This is a genomic window from Amycolatopsis sp. NPDC049253 (assembly GCF_040678995.1).
Lineage (GTDB): Bacteria > Actinomycetota > Actinomycetes > Mycobacteriales > Pseudonocardiaceae > Amycolatopsis.
Map to the genome: position 1 here is coordinate 4,088 of NZ_JBFAQX010000055.1, position 11,974 is coordinate 16,061.

The 11,974-nt window shown below is 70.3% G+C and carries 17 protein-coding genes; all 17 read left to right on the top strand.

Going from position 1 to position 11,974, the window contains the following annotated elements; translation table 11 throughout:
- Nucleotides 1-66 precede the first annotated feature (66 nt).
- Nucleotides 67-246, top strand: a complete 180-nt coding sequence (locus tag AB0K15_RS47135) for a hypothetical protein (RefSeq protein ID WP_364067591.1) — start codon at nucleotides 67-69, stop codon at nucleotides 244-246.
- A gap of 43 nt (nucleotides 247-289) precedes the next feature.
- A complete protein-coding gene (locus tag AB0K15_RS47140; RefSeq protein ID WP_364067593.1) occupies nucleotides 290-613 on the top strand; it encodes a hypothetical protein in 324 nt (107 codons plus the stop codon).
- Nucleotides 613-1,005 carry a hypothetical protein gene (locus AB0K15_RS47145; protein WP_364067595.1) on the top strand — a complete coding sequence of 131 codons (393 nt, stop codon included), beginning with the start codon at nucleotides 613-615 and terminating at the stop codon, nucleotides 1,003-1,005. Before AB0K15_RS47140 ends, AB0K15_RS47145 begins: the two co-directional genes overlap by 1 nt.
- Entirely contained in the window at nucleotides 1,002-1,439 is a 438-nt protein-coding gene (locus tag AB0K15_RS47150) for an RRQRL motif-containing zinc-binding protein (protein WP_364067597.1), read from the top strand. The genes AB0K15_RS47145 and AB0K15_RS47150 overlap by 4 nt, the downstream gene beginning before the upstream one ends.
- A 91-nt stretch (nucleotides 1,440-1,530) precedes the next feature.
- Nucleotides 1,531-1,770, top strand: coding sequence for a hypothetical protein (locus tag AB0K15_RS47155; protein ID WP_364067599.1), 240 nt, complete (start codon nucleotides 1,531-1,533; stop codon nucleotides 1,768-1,770).
- A complete protein-coding gene (locus AB0K15_RS47160; protein WP_364067601.1) occupies nucleotides 1,767-1,985 on the top strand; it encodes a hypothetical protein in 219 nt (72 codons plus the stop codon). Before AB0K15_RS47155 ends, AB0K15_RS47160 begins: the two co-directional genes overlap by 4 nt.
- A gap of 15 nt (nucleotides 1,986-2,000) precedes the next feature.
- The gene (locus AB0K15_RS47165; protein ID WP_364067603.1) at nucleotides 2,001-2,306 is read left to right on the top strand and encodes a conjugal transfer protein TraH; all 306 of its coding nucleotides are present in this window, start codon (nucleotides 2,001-2,003) and stop codon (nucleotides 2,304-2,306) included.
- Complete coding sequence (locus AB0K15_RS47170; RefSeq protein WP_364067605.1) at nucleotides 2,306-3,418, top strand: hypothetical protein; 1,113 nt, start codon at nucleotides 2,306-2,308, stop codon at nucleotides 3,416-3,418. Before AB0K15_RS47165 ends, AB0K15_RS47170 begins: the two co-directional genes overlap by 1 nt.
- A gap of 20 nt (nucleotides 3,419-3,438) precedes the next feature.
- Nucleotides 3,439-5,622 carry a cell division protein FtsK gene (locus AB0K15_RS47175; RefSeq protein ID WP_364067607.1) on the top strand — a complete coding sequence of 728 codons (2,184 nt, stop codon included), beginning with the start codon at nucleotides 3,439-3,441 and terminating at the stop codon, nucleotides 5,620-5,622.
- 280 nt (nucleotides 5,623-5,902) lie between these two features.
- On the top strand, nucleotides 5,903-6,337 hold the full coding sequence (locus tag AB0K15_RS47180) for a hypothetical protein (RefSeq protein ID WP_364067609.1): 435 nt from the start codon (nucleotides 5,903-5,905) through the stop codon (nucleotides 6,335-6,337).
- A 64-nt stretch (nucleotides 6,338-6,401) separates the two neighbouring features.
- On the top strand, nucleotides 6,402-7,358 hold the full coding sequence (locus AB0K15_RS47185; RefSeq protein WP_364067611.1) for a hypothetical protein: 957 nt from the start codon (nucleotides 6,402-6,404) through the stop codon (nucleotides 7,356-7,358).
- Between the two features lie 59 nt (nucleotides 7,359-7,417).
- Nucleotides 7,418-7,894, top strand: a complete 477-nt coding sequence (locus AB0K15_RS47190; protein ID WP_364067613.1) for an NUDIX hydrolase — start codon at nucleotides 7,418-7,420, stop codon at nucleotides 7,892-7,894.
- Complete coding sequence (locus AB0K15_RS47195) at nucleotides 7,891-8,190, top strand: hypothetical protein (protein ID WP_364067615.1); 300 nt, start codon at nucleotides 7,891-7,893, stop codon at nucleotides 8,188-8,190. Before AB0K15_RS47190 ends, AB0K15_RS47195 begins: the two co-directional genes overlap by 4 nt.
- 14 nt (nucleotides 8,191-8,204) lie before the next feature.
- On the top strand, nucleotides 8,205-9,146 hold the full coding sequence (locus AB0K15_RS47200) for a bifunctional DNA primase/polymerase (RefSeq protein ID WP_364067617.1): 942 nt from the start codon (nucleotides 8,205-8,207) through the stop codon (nucleotides 9,144-9,146).
- A 22-nt stretch (nucleotides 9,147-9,168) separates the two neighbouring features.
- On the top strand, nucleotides 9,169-10,218 hold the full coding sequence (locus AB0K15_RS47205) for an AAA family ATPase (protein ID WP_364067619.1): 1,050 nt from the start codon (nucleotides 9,169-9,171) through the stop codon (nucleotides 10,216-10,218).
- Between the two features lie 231 nt (nucleotides 10,219-10,449).
- Complete coding sequence (locus tag AB0K15_RS47210; RefSeq protein WP_364067621.1) at nucleotides 10,450-10,683, top strand: helix-turn-helix domain-containing protein; 234 nt, start codon at nucleotides 10,450-10,452, stop codon at nucleotides 10,681-10,683.
- Nucleotides 10,667-11,863 carry a site-specific integrase gene (locus AB0K15_RS47215; protein ID WP_364067623.1) on the top strand — a complete coding sequence of 399 codons (1,197 nt, stop codon included), beginning with the start codon at nucleotides 10,667-10,669 and terminating at the stop codon, nucleotides 11,861-11,863. Before AB0K15_RS47210 ends, AB0K15_RS47215 begins: the two co-directional genes overlap by 17 nt.
- The last annotated feature ends 111 nt before the right edge of the window (nucleotides 11,864-11,974 follow it).

Sequence of the window (11,974 nt, forward strand, 5' to 3'; positions counted from 1 at the left end):
TACATCAACTGTTAGCTTCTTGGTGGTCCGGATCACTCCGGATGAACCCAACACCAGGAGGACCCCATGGCCAAGCAGCAGCACATGTTCCCCGGCATCAAGACCGGTTCCGGCGTCGGCAAGAAGCTGCTCGGTCTGGTCCTGCTCGCGCTGGTCGTCGGCTGTGTCGTCACCTCGCCGCTGGAGACCGCGACCTTCGTCAAGCACGTGATCACGAACCTCTCGACGTTCTTCCGCTCGCTCTGAATCACCCCCACTGACCTGCAACTTCGTTCGAAGGGAACCCCGAATGAGCACCAACCGCTTCCGCTCCCAGCTCGAAGCCGCCGGCCGCTTTGTCGACGAGATCGCCGGCGAGGGTGTCTACCCGGACGGTCTGACCGAAGCCGCGATCGACGCTCTGATCGAGCAGGTGGACCTGGACCTGGCCGCGGACGAGTTCGCCGCCGAGGCCGCGTTCCGCTGCGACTTCACCGACCAGCGTCGCGCCAGCCGCACCCGCCGCCGCGCCGGCCGCGAGCTGCTCCGCTCGCACATCCTGATCGCCGGTCTGCCGGGCCAGGGCAAGAACGCCCCGATCCAGGCCGCCGCGTTCGAGGGCGAGGCCGCCTGATGACCGCCCGCCTGATCTTCCAGCCCGACGCGGCGGCTCACTCCGCCAAGAACGCGCTCGCCGCGCCGGGTTCCACCATCCAGCCGCAAGACCGCACGGAGGAACCCCAGATGGTAGATACGACGACCGTCGCCCGCGATGTCGCCGACCAGACGACCGCGGTGACCTACACCCCCCGCGAGCTGAACGTCCTGATCTCCCGCGAGATCGCCGGCCGCCTGTGCGAAATCGCGGACACCCTCACCACGAACGCGGGTTTCCTGCTCGCCAACGACGACGTTCCGGTCTCGATCAAGCGGCCCCGCGCCGGGGTGTACCGCGACGTCGCGTTGCAGCTGATCAAGCTGGCCGGGGACGAGCTGCACAGCGCCTGGGCGGGTGAGGTCCGGTGAACCCCCGCAACCGCAAGCAGCAGATCACGAGGGTGTTCGACGGCCGCACCCACCACGCGTGCCTGTGCCGCGGGTTCCGCGACGGGCTGCCCGTGTTCGGCTGGGGCGAAGCCCCCTCGACCCTGCTCACGAAGTCGCAACTGCGGGACGCGGGGTTGCGGCCCAACGGGCAGGACCCGGTGGCGTTGCTGGTGTTCCGCCACGTCAAGCCCTACGCCCACGAGACCGTCGCCGAGCTCTTCTCCGTCGAACGCGCCGCGCTCAAGCGCACCGCCACCCCGGCCCAGCTGGTCGCGCTGTCCCGCGCGATGGACGCCCGCCGCGTGTGCGTCGACTGCGGGGTGGTGCAGGAGTACTGCGTGCCGACCTCCACCCGCCAGTGCGGCACCTGCGAGGACGCCGCCCTGGCCAACCAGTGGGAGGTGGCCGCATGAGCGACTCCGGCGTGTTCCACGACCAGGTCCAGACCCAACAGGAAGAAATCGACCGCGCCCGCCGCACCGCGGAAGCCCAGGGGGACAAGCGATGAGTGACTATCTGGCCAAGGCCGCTGAGCTGATCGCCGCGGCCGCCGACAACAACGAGAGGAAGAGCGGCCCTGGCAGTTCCTTCCCGGTCGCGGAGACGTACCAGGAACGCGCACTGCGATGCGCCGACGCATACGCCGCTCTGGCCGCAATCGAGCGCGGCCAGGTGCCGACGCGGCTGATCGAGGGACTGCTCGAATCGATCCGCGGTGACCGGTCGGTGGGTGGTTGGTCATGACCACATTCGACGTCTTGCAGCGCTACGGCACCTTGGCGCTGATCCGCCACACGGTCACCGTCCTGCTGTTCCTGGTCCTGCACCTGATCCGCATCCCGCTCGTGCTCATCGTGCGAATCCTCGCGGGGGTCATGGGTGAGCTGGACCGCTACGCCACCGCGCAGGCCTCCCGCCCGCCCCGCGGCCCCATCAACCAGTTCTTTCCGACCGACTGACGGAGGTGACCCGACATGACCACTCGCCACACCACCTGCACCCGCACCGAGGCCGCCACCCAGTGGATCGCCTGGCACTTCGCGGAACTGCTCGCCGTCGCGGCCCCGCTCGTCCTGGGCTGGCTGGTCGCCGGCTGGCTCGCCCTCGGCTCGTTCGCCACCGCCGCGGCGTGGGGCGTGCACGAGCTGACCGCCCACCGCCGCGCCCGTGCCGCCCTCACCAGTGGCCCCAGTCCGCGGCAGATCAGCAACGACACCACCGACGAGAGCGCTTCGGCCCAGGTGGCCGGGGGACGTGACGAGAACAGGGAGGGTGCGTGATGAGCACCTGGGCTGAGAACCGGCGCGCGGACCGCGTCGCCGACGCCGAGCAGCGCCGCGCGGACGCCGCCGCGAAGCTCGACCGGACCCTGACCGCCGCTGCCGCGCAGGCCGCGCAGCGCCGGGCCGACCAGGCCGCCGCCGCGGACCTGGCCGACAAGCGCCGCGCCGACCGCAAGGCCGCTCGCGCCGCCGCGTTCGCCCGGCTCACCGGCTGGCTGTCCGAGCACCGCGTGAGGCTGCCGATTTACCTGCTCGCGGTGGTGTCCGCGGTGATGGCCATCCCCGCGATGTCGAGCTACGGGCACGACACCTACGGCGACTGGACCGGCAACGCGCTGCCGGCCCTGTCGGAGCTGGGCATGTGGGCCTTCGCCCTCGCAGTCGAGGTCTCGGCTCGCCGGCACCCCGACCGGCCGACGTGGGCACTCAAGACCGGGGTGTGGCTGTTCTCCGGGGTCGGGTTCGCCCTCAACGTCCTGCACGGGCTGCACCGCGGATGGGACGCCGCCGTGGTCATGGGCATCGTGTCCGTGGCCGGGGTGATCGCCCACCAGATTGCCGTAGCCTCCCCGCGCCGCTCGCGGGCTGAGAGGGACGACTCGAGGATCGCCCGCCAGGCCGCGAAGAAGATCGCCAAGGTCCGCACCGTCGCCGTGCGCCACGCGGTCGCGGAGATCGACCGGGACGGGGCCGCGCGGCTGGTGTTCGCCCCCGGCCGCTACACCCTCACCCGCCACCACGGCCGGGCCCGGCTGGTCGCCGCGATCGAGGCGAGCGACTACGTCGGGGACGTGCTCGCCGACGAGGTGACCGCGTGGCTGGCCACCCAGGATCGACCCGCCGACCCGGCCGGGGATGACCCGATCGCCGACGCCCCGGTGCTGACCCTCGATCGGCCTTCGGAGCAGCGGAAATCGACCCGCAAGCGCGCCACCCACCCGGCACCGAAGACCCGCACGATCGAGCAGCTGCGCGCCGATTTCGCCGCGGCGCTGGCCGACCCGACCGTGCCGATGAACCCGGCCTCCGCGGAGTCGATCCGCAAGGCGATCCACTGCGCGCCCAAGGCTGCGCGCCAGCTGCGCGACGAACACCAGGCCAACCAGTGACCGGCGGAGAGGACACCACCATGACCACCAACGACACCACCACCCCGGCCGCCGGCGAGCTGGCCACCGTGCACCACCTGCCCACCCGCGTCGAGACCGGCGAGGCGATCGAGCCCGACGAGGTGCTCACCGACGCCGAGTTCCGGGCGCGCATGTCGCAGAAGGAACTCGCGCAAGCCCGCTGGGCCGGCTACCGCAACGACGCGGTCGTGGTCGCCCGTACCGCGAAGAAGGTCGCCAGTCACGAGCGCACCAAGGCCCTGGTTGGGCACGGCATGACCGTGATGGCGGGGCTCGACTCGTGGCGGGGCCGGGCGTGGGACGCCTCGACCATGGGCGTCTACCGCCGCCAGATCAAGGCTGCCGAAGCCGTCGGCGACCGCGAGCAGGTGAAGGAGTGGCTGGAACGCATGGAAACCGTCAAGGAAGCACGCCACCGCCGGATCATGGAACTGCCGGAGCTGATGAAGCGGCTCATGAAGGTCGGCGCGATCTCCCTCGCCGCGGCGGTGGTCATGGTGCTGCTCATCGGGATCCTGGTGCAGGTCTCCGGAGCCGGCGCGTTCACCGGGGTCATCGGGGGCGTGTTCGACGCGCTGCGCTGGATCTTCACCGCGATCGCGTGGACCTGGACCCCGCTCGTGGCGGTCGCGCCGTGGGTGGTCGCCGCGGGTGTGGTGTTGGGGGCGTACCGGGAGGGCAAGCAGCGGGGGAAGGTGCCGGGCTGGCTCGCGACGAACCGCGGCGCGGACGCCGATCTCACGATCGACGAGACCACCATCGCCCAGGCTCTTGCGGCACTGCGGATCCCGCAGATCACCAACTACCTCAAAGAGGGCCTGCCGATGCAGTACCTCACCCCGGCCCGTCGCGACGGGCGCGGCACCCACGCCGTGGTCCGTCTGCCCGCCGGTGTGACGGCCGAGAAGATCGCGCGTCGTCGTGGTGATCTCGCGACCGGGCTGCACCGTCTGTCCAAAGAGGTGTGGCCCACCACGGGCAGCGAAGAGGGCATCTTGGACCTGTGGGTGGCTGACAAGGGCGCCCTCGCTGAAGGTGCTGGCGCGTATCCGCTGCTCGACGGCGGGCTCGTGGACGTGTTCAAGGGCGTCCCGTTCGGACGGACGCTGCGCGGGGAACCCATTCTCTGCCCGGTGATCGAGCGCAACACGATAACCGGCGGTATTCCCGGTCAGGGCAAGTCGTCCGCGGACCGCGTGATCGCGATCGGCGCCGCGCTGGACCCCACGGTGGAGCTGCGGATTTGGGTGCCGGACGCGAACTTCGACTTCGAGGTGTTCGCCCCGCGCTGCTCCCGCTACGTGATGGGTGCCGAAGACGAGAAGATCGCGCAGATCCTCGCTGACCTGCGGGAGTTGCACGCCGAAGTGCAGGCTCGCGGCGAGCTGCTCGTGAAGTACGAGATCCCCGCTGTCACCAGGGAATACGCGTCCAAGGGCGTCGGGCTGCACCCGATCTTCTGCGTGCTGGAAGAGGCGCACGTCGCGATCCAGCACCCGACCTACGGCAAGGACATCGCTCAGCTTCTGGTCGACATCGTGCGCCTGGGCCGCAAGCGCGCCATTCACATGATCGTGTCGACGCAGGCACCGACGAAGGACAGCATGCCCAGGGACGTGACGCGCAACTGCTCGAACGGTATCGCGTTCGCCGTGGGCGACCACGTTGCCAATGACGCGCTGCTCGGGCAGGGCGCCTACGCCGCAGGGCACCGCGCCACGGAGCTGATTCCGGGCACTGACAGGGGAACCGCTGTCGTCAAGGGCTTCACTGGCGAGCGTTCGGAGATCGTGCAGGTCTACTTCCTCGACGTCGCCAAGGACAACGACCAGGTCACCCCGCTGATTGAGCGGTCGCTCGCCGCGCTCAAGGGCGGTCACGTCCCCGGTGCCGACCGTCCGACCAGCGTGATCGAGGCGCCGGCGCCGCGGGATCTGCTCGAAGACCTCGACGAGGTCCTGAGGGACGTGACCGAACCCCTGGCCGCGGCCAAGGTCGCGCCGCTGCTCATCGCCCTGGACGGGCGCGAGTACGCAGGGCTCGACGGCACCAAGCTGCGCGCCCTGCTCGCCCAGCGGGGCGTCAAGGTGCCCAGCACGGGGAACCGCTACCCCATCGATCCGGTCACGATCCGTGAGGCTCTGGCCGCTGCGGCGACCGAGGACCTCGACGAAGACGAGTAGCCCGAACCGGGCTGGGTTAGGTCCGCACACCGGCCGCGAAGTTTGCCCGCAGACCAGCAAACCACCGGTCTCACGGCGGACCTAACCCACCTCACTCGGCTAACTTTCCGCAGCTCATCGCCGACCTGGGAGATCTCACCCGCCGGGTTAGGAATCTAACCCGAAATCCAGCACCTCACTCCCGATCTCACCCGCCACGCGACACCCGCACCGAGTGCTCGCGCCGGCACCACCATGCCAAAAACCGTTACACACCGTCACCAGTGAGAGGACACGCGCCATGGGATGGTTCAGCCCCCGCCGAAACCCGGAAGACCCTCACCAGCTCCGGATCGCCGTGCACGAGCTTGGGCACGCCGCCGTCTGGGCCGACGCCGGATTCACGATCACGGAGATCGTGCACAGCGGCGACAACGGCCACTGCTCCGTGGAGTGGGACCCGAATAACCTCGCCGGCTACGCGGTCGGCTGCTGGGGCGGGTTCGAGGCCGAAGACCGCTGGCTGCGCCACCACCGCTGTGGTCGCGCCAGCCGCGGCAACGCCGGCTACGACATCCGCAACTTCCGCCACGTCAACAAGGGTCTGGACACCCGGCTGTCGGAGGGCAAGGCGCGGTCTCTGGCCCGCGCGGCGGTCGGCCGCCACTGGGACCGCATCAACACCCTCGCGCCCCGCCTGATCACCGCCGGGCGGCTCACCAACATCCGGCTCTGACCACACGCGCTCGCCGAACACCGCTCGTGTCGACCACACCTCACGCTACGGAAGGGAAACCCGCATGTGTCGCTCATCCGCCCACGGTGGCCGCCGCTGCGCCGGCGGATCCAGCGGAACCCGCAACCACGCCGCGATCCGACAGCGCATTTCCCGCGCCCGCCGCGCCGCCGCCAAGGCCGAAGCCGCCGGCGACACCGAAGCCCTGGCCAGCGCGAACGCCCGACTCGACCAGGCCCGCAGCGACCTCGACGCCCACAACACCACCCACCAGGCCGAACAGGAGCCCCGCATGGAGCAGCACGAGCAGCCCACCCCGGACAGCGCAGCTCAGGCGGGGGACGTGACACCGAACAAGGCGGCACCGTCCACTCCGAACACACCGCCCGCGGCGAAAACCCCCAAGCGCAAGGCGAAGCAGAGCAGCACGCGCCGTCAGCCCCGCAAGAGCGGTGGCACCCGCCGCCGGTCGCGCTCGACGTCGGACGTCGTCGTGCACCCCCGCTCGACGAACACCACGCCGCCGGACTGGATGCAGGACTTCGACACGTCCGCGCGCGACGAGGTCCTCGCGCTCTGGGGCGCGTTCAAGGCCCCCGAACGCGCCGCCGCCGCACAGGAGTCCACTCCCGACACCCCGCCGCCGGCGAGCAAGAACCACCAGGCCCCGCCGCGCGAGTCGCACAGCGACACCAGCACCGAGCAGCCGCAGACCACTAGCGACCAGCCGCGCTTCACCGAGTACACCGCCCCCGATGGCACGCGCTTCACCAACTACGCCGCGCCCGGCGCCACCGTCGGCGAGCAGATCAGCGTCAACCACGGCTCGACCACGTTCACCTCCGGTGGCGGCTTCGACCCGTTCAGCGGGCCCGGCAGCTCGACCCGCCGCGCGGCAAATTCCGGCTCGTCGAGCCACGACAGCGCGACCCCCGGTGCGACCAACGTCGCCGAAGGAAACGACTACGTCGAGCAGCAGATCGGCATCCAGTTCGGCCGCACCCACCGCCGCAACGACTGAAACCCCTGCACCGGACGGGGACGTGACACACCACCACCGCACCGAAGGGAACCGATTTGATGGCTGACACCCACGACACCGTCGAGCAAGCCCGCCTCACCGGCGACGTCGTCGCCTTCGCCCACCGCGCCGGTATCTGGCACGTGCTGCTGATCCAGCGCCGGTGGGACCCGTTCGAGGGCTACTGGGCACTCCCGGGCGGGCACGTCGACCCGGGCGAGACCTTCCGGGACGCCGCGCTGCGCGAGTTCCGCGAGGAAACCGGCCTGCTGGTCGAGCGGTTCGGCGAGGTCGGCGTGTACGACCAGCCCGGTCGCGACCCGCGAGGCCGCTACGTGACCGGGGCGTTCTGGACCGTGCTGCACACCCTCGTGCGCCCCACTGCCGGCGACGACGCGCGGCTTGCCCGGTGGCTCCCGCTCGCCTGGGTGCTGCGCAACCGCGACCGGATCGCCTTCGACCACCCACGCATCATCACCGACGCCGCCCGCCGCGTCGACCTGCTGACCACGCCCGGACCGGAGGAAACCCGATGAGCCGCAAACACAAGCCCCTCATGCACCAGGGCGTCGCGGCGCCGCCGACCGTCGCTGTCTCGGCCTTTGAGGCGTGGGAAGACGACAACGGCGACGTGCACGTACTCGGCACCCATGACCGCGAGCAGGCCTGGGCCGCGGTCGAGGCCTGGGCCGCTGAGTCCGGCGAATCGCTGGACGGCGCCGGCCCCCGAGACCTCGCCCTGGCGTGGGTGATCGAGAGCGAACCGGACTACTTCGCGCTCGTGCCGGCCGGGACACCGGACGCCATCCAGGTCACCACCCTCTTCGTCTGAACGGAGCGACCACAATGGACACCGAACTCATGACGGCTGCGCTCGACGCCGCGGCCCGCGGGTGGCACGTCTTCCCCCTGCGCCCTGGCACGAAGCGCCCGGCTGGACACAACGAAGACGATTGCCCTGGCACCGGCCGCTGCACCGACGGGCACCGCACGTGGGAGCAGCGCGCCACCACCGGCGCGGACAAGATCCGCGTGGCGTGGTCGCAGGCGGCGTACGGGATCGGCCTGGCAACGGGGCCGTCCAGGTTGTGCGTGCTCGACCTCGACACCGCCAAGCCCGGCGAGGACGTTCCGGCGCGGTGGGCCGCGGCCGGGGCGACCTCGGGCGAGGACGTGCTCGCGGTGCTCGCTGACGAAGCCGGCGAGGAGCTGCCCGGGAACACCGTCACCGTGCGCACCCCCTCGGGTGGCCTGCACCTGTACTACCGGGCGCCGGGGGACGTGACGCTGCGGAACACCAGCGGCGAGCGCGGCACCGGGCTCGGCTGGAAGATCGACACCCGAGCCTGGGGCGGCTACGTCGTCGCCCCAGGCACCGTCACCGACGCCGGCCGCTACGAGTTCCTGTTCGACGGCCCGATCGCGCCCCTGCCGGCATGGCTGGTGCAGCGGCTCACCCCCAAGCCGCTACCCGCCGCACCCGCGTGGCCGGTGCGTCCCGCGGGTGACCGGCGGGGCCGCTACCTCGACGCCGCGGTCACGGCCGAAGCCGGGAAGGTCCACGACGCGGCGTCCAGCCAGCGCAACGCCGCGCTCTACGCCGCCGCGCTCGCCCTCGGGCAGCTCGTCGCCGGCGGCTCGCTCGACGCCGACGACGTCACCGCACGACTCATGACCGCGGCCGGCCGGCACATCGCGTGCGGCGCCTACAGCGAAGCCCAGGCCCGCGCGACCATCCGTTCCGGTCTCCGGGCCGGGCAAAACCGGCCCCGCACCGTCGCCGCCTGACCCGATCCCGAGGGAGACCACCATGACCACACCCCGGCCTCTGGCCGCCGTGCCGACACCGCCTGCCCGCCGCACCCGGTGGACCGATGCGGACCTGATGCGAGAGGAGTTCCCGCCGCCGAAGTGGGCCGTGCCCGGTCTGCTCGCCGAAGGGGTCAACCTGCTGGCCGGCGCGCCGAAGCTGGGCAAGTCGTGGCTCTCCCTCGGGCTCGGGGCCGCCATCGCCAACGGCGCACTCGCCCTCAACGCCATCGAGGTCGAACGTGGCCCGGTCCTCTACTGCGCGCTGGAAGACACCGGGCGCCGGTTGCAGCGCCGCCGCAAGCAGCAAATCGCCGCCGGCGGCCGTCCCGCGAAGCTGCTCACTCTCGAAACCGCCTGCCCCACCATGACCGCCGGCGGCGAAGACGTCCTGCGGGAATGGCTGGAGGACAACCCGACCGCGCGGCTGGTCATCATCGACACCTTCGAGAAAATGCGCGGAGCAGTCATCCCCGGCGTGTCCGCCTACAGCGGCGACTACGCCGCCGGCGCCCGGTTCAAGCAGCTCGCCGACGAGTACAGCGTCCCATTCCTGCTCATCCACCACGTCCGCAAACAAGGCGCCGACGACTGGCAGAACCTCGTCTCCGGCACCGCCGGACTCACCGGCGCCATGGACGCCACCCTGGTTCTCGAACGCGGCCGCGGACAAGCCGACGGGGTGCTGCACGTAACCGGCCGCGACGTCGAAGAAGCCGACTACGCCATGACCTTCGACGCCCACGCCGGCGCCTGGACCAAACTCGACGGCCCCGCCACCGACCACCTCGTCGCCGACACCCGCGCCACGATCCTGCGCCTGCTGCGCGACCACGGCCCGCTCACACCGAAAGCGATCGCCGAAGCCCTGGAGCTCAACCCCAGCACGATCCGCCAGACCTGCAAGCGCATGGCCGACGACGGACAGCTGCACAAGACCACCGGCGGCGAATACAGCGCCCCCAGCAGCAGCCACAGCGGTGACACCCCCGCCCCGTCACACCTGTCACCACTGTCACTCCCGGGCGCTGACCAGCACAAACAGGTGTGACAGCAGGTGTGACACCTACGCGACCTGTCACACCGCAGCCGTCACGGTGACACCCGTGACCACCCCGCACCTGTCACACCTGTCACCGCTGTCACTCAACCGCCCTAACCAGCACAAATACCCGTGACACCCCGAGTGACACCCCATCAGGTCTGTCACTCCCGACGAGAGGAGACCGCCCGTGTTCGTGGCCACCGCACCCGCCCCGCTTCACGACACCAAGGGACTCTCATGGACGCACCGATCCTGCCGCCCGCAGTGCCCGCGCGACACCTCTACACCGTCGACGAGGCAAAGCGCCTGCTCTCAATGAGCCGCTCAGTGATCTACGAACTCATGCGCGCGGGCCGCTTGCTGTCCGTGAAGCAGGGCCGGGCGCGGCTCATCCCAGCGATTGCCATCCAGCAGTACGTGAACCAGCTCATCCGGGAAGCGGAGGTGACCGGCTATGGCCACGCGGCGTAGTCGCGGTGACGGCGGGCTCTATTGGTCCGAAGCGCGGCAACGGTGGATCGCCGAACTGACCGTCGGGTACCAGCCCAATGGGAAGCGGATCGTGCGGCGCGGCAGCGGGAAGACGAAGACCGAAGCCAAGGACGCTCTCGCCGAACTGGTCGCCCGCTCGAAGGAGGGCACCGCGCTCGCGAGCATAGGACCCACCGTCGAGACAGCGGTGCGCGACTGGCTCCGTCACGGACTCAACGGCCGCGCTCCCGCAACCGTGGACAAGCTCACGAACCTCGCCGAAACCCACGTCATCCCGTCCCTGGGGGCGCGGTTGCTGCTCGACCCGAAGAACCGCAACGAGCTGACCGCGGACGACGTCGACGCGTGGCTGGAGGAGAAGTCCGAGGTGCTCGCCACCCGCACGCTGCAGGACCTCCGGGCGATCCTCCGGCGCGCGATCAACCGCGCGGCGAAACGCACCAAGGGTTCTGCGATCCGGAACGTGGTGCTGCTCTGCGACGACCTGCCGGTCGGCCGTGAGGGGCGTCCCTCGAAGTCGCTGACGCTCGTTCAGGCGGCGGCCGTGCTCGACGCGGCCGAAGCTGAGCGCTCGACGTACGGCGAATACACGGTGGTGTCGCTGCTCACCGGCGCGCGCACGGAGGAAGCGCGCCCGCTGCACTGGACCGAGGTGGACTTGACGGGCAAGCCTGAGTTGGACCCGCCCGTCCCGCCGCACCTCAACGTGTGGCGTTCGGTCCGCGTCGGCAACGACACGAAGACCCGGAAGTCGCGCCGCTCACTGGCGCTGTCGGGACGTGCAATCGAGGCACTGGAGCGCCAGCGCCGGCGCCAGGACTTCAAACGGAAGGTCGCGGGCGACCGCTGGCGGGAAGACGGGCTCGTGTTCTCCTCGGACGTGGGCACACAGCTCGACGCCGCGAACGTGCGACGGGGCTTCCGGCGGCTCCTGGAGAGGGCAGGCCTGAACCCGAAGGACTGGACACCCCGCGAACTGCGACACAGCTTCGTGTCGCTGCTCTCGGACAGCGGCCTGAGCATCGAAGATATCTCGCGCCTCGTCGGCCACTCCGACACGAAGGTCACCGAGTTGGTGTACCGCCACCAACTGCGACCGGTGATCCAGCACGGCGCGAAAGCGATGGACACGATTTTCCCGGCCGCTGAAGGGCCATAGTCACTCGGTTAGTCATGCGGTCACGAAAAAGGCCGGTTCGCGTACCTGCGAACCGGCCTTTGACCTGCGTGGGCCCACCAGGACTTGAACCTGGGACCTCTTCGTTATCAG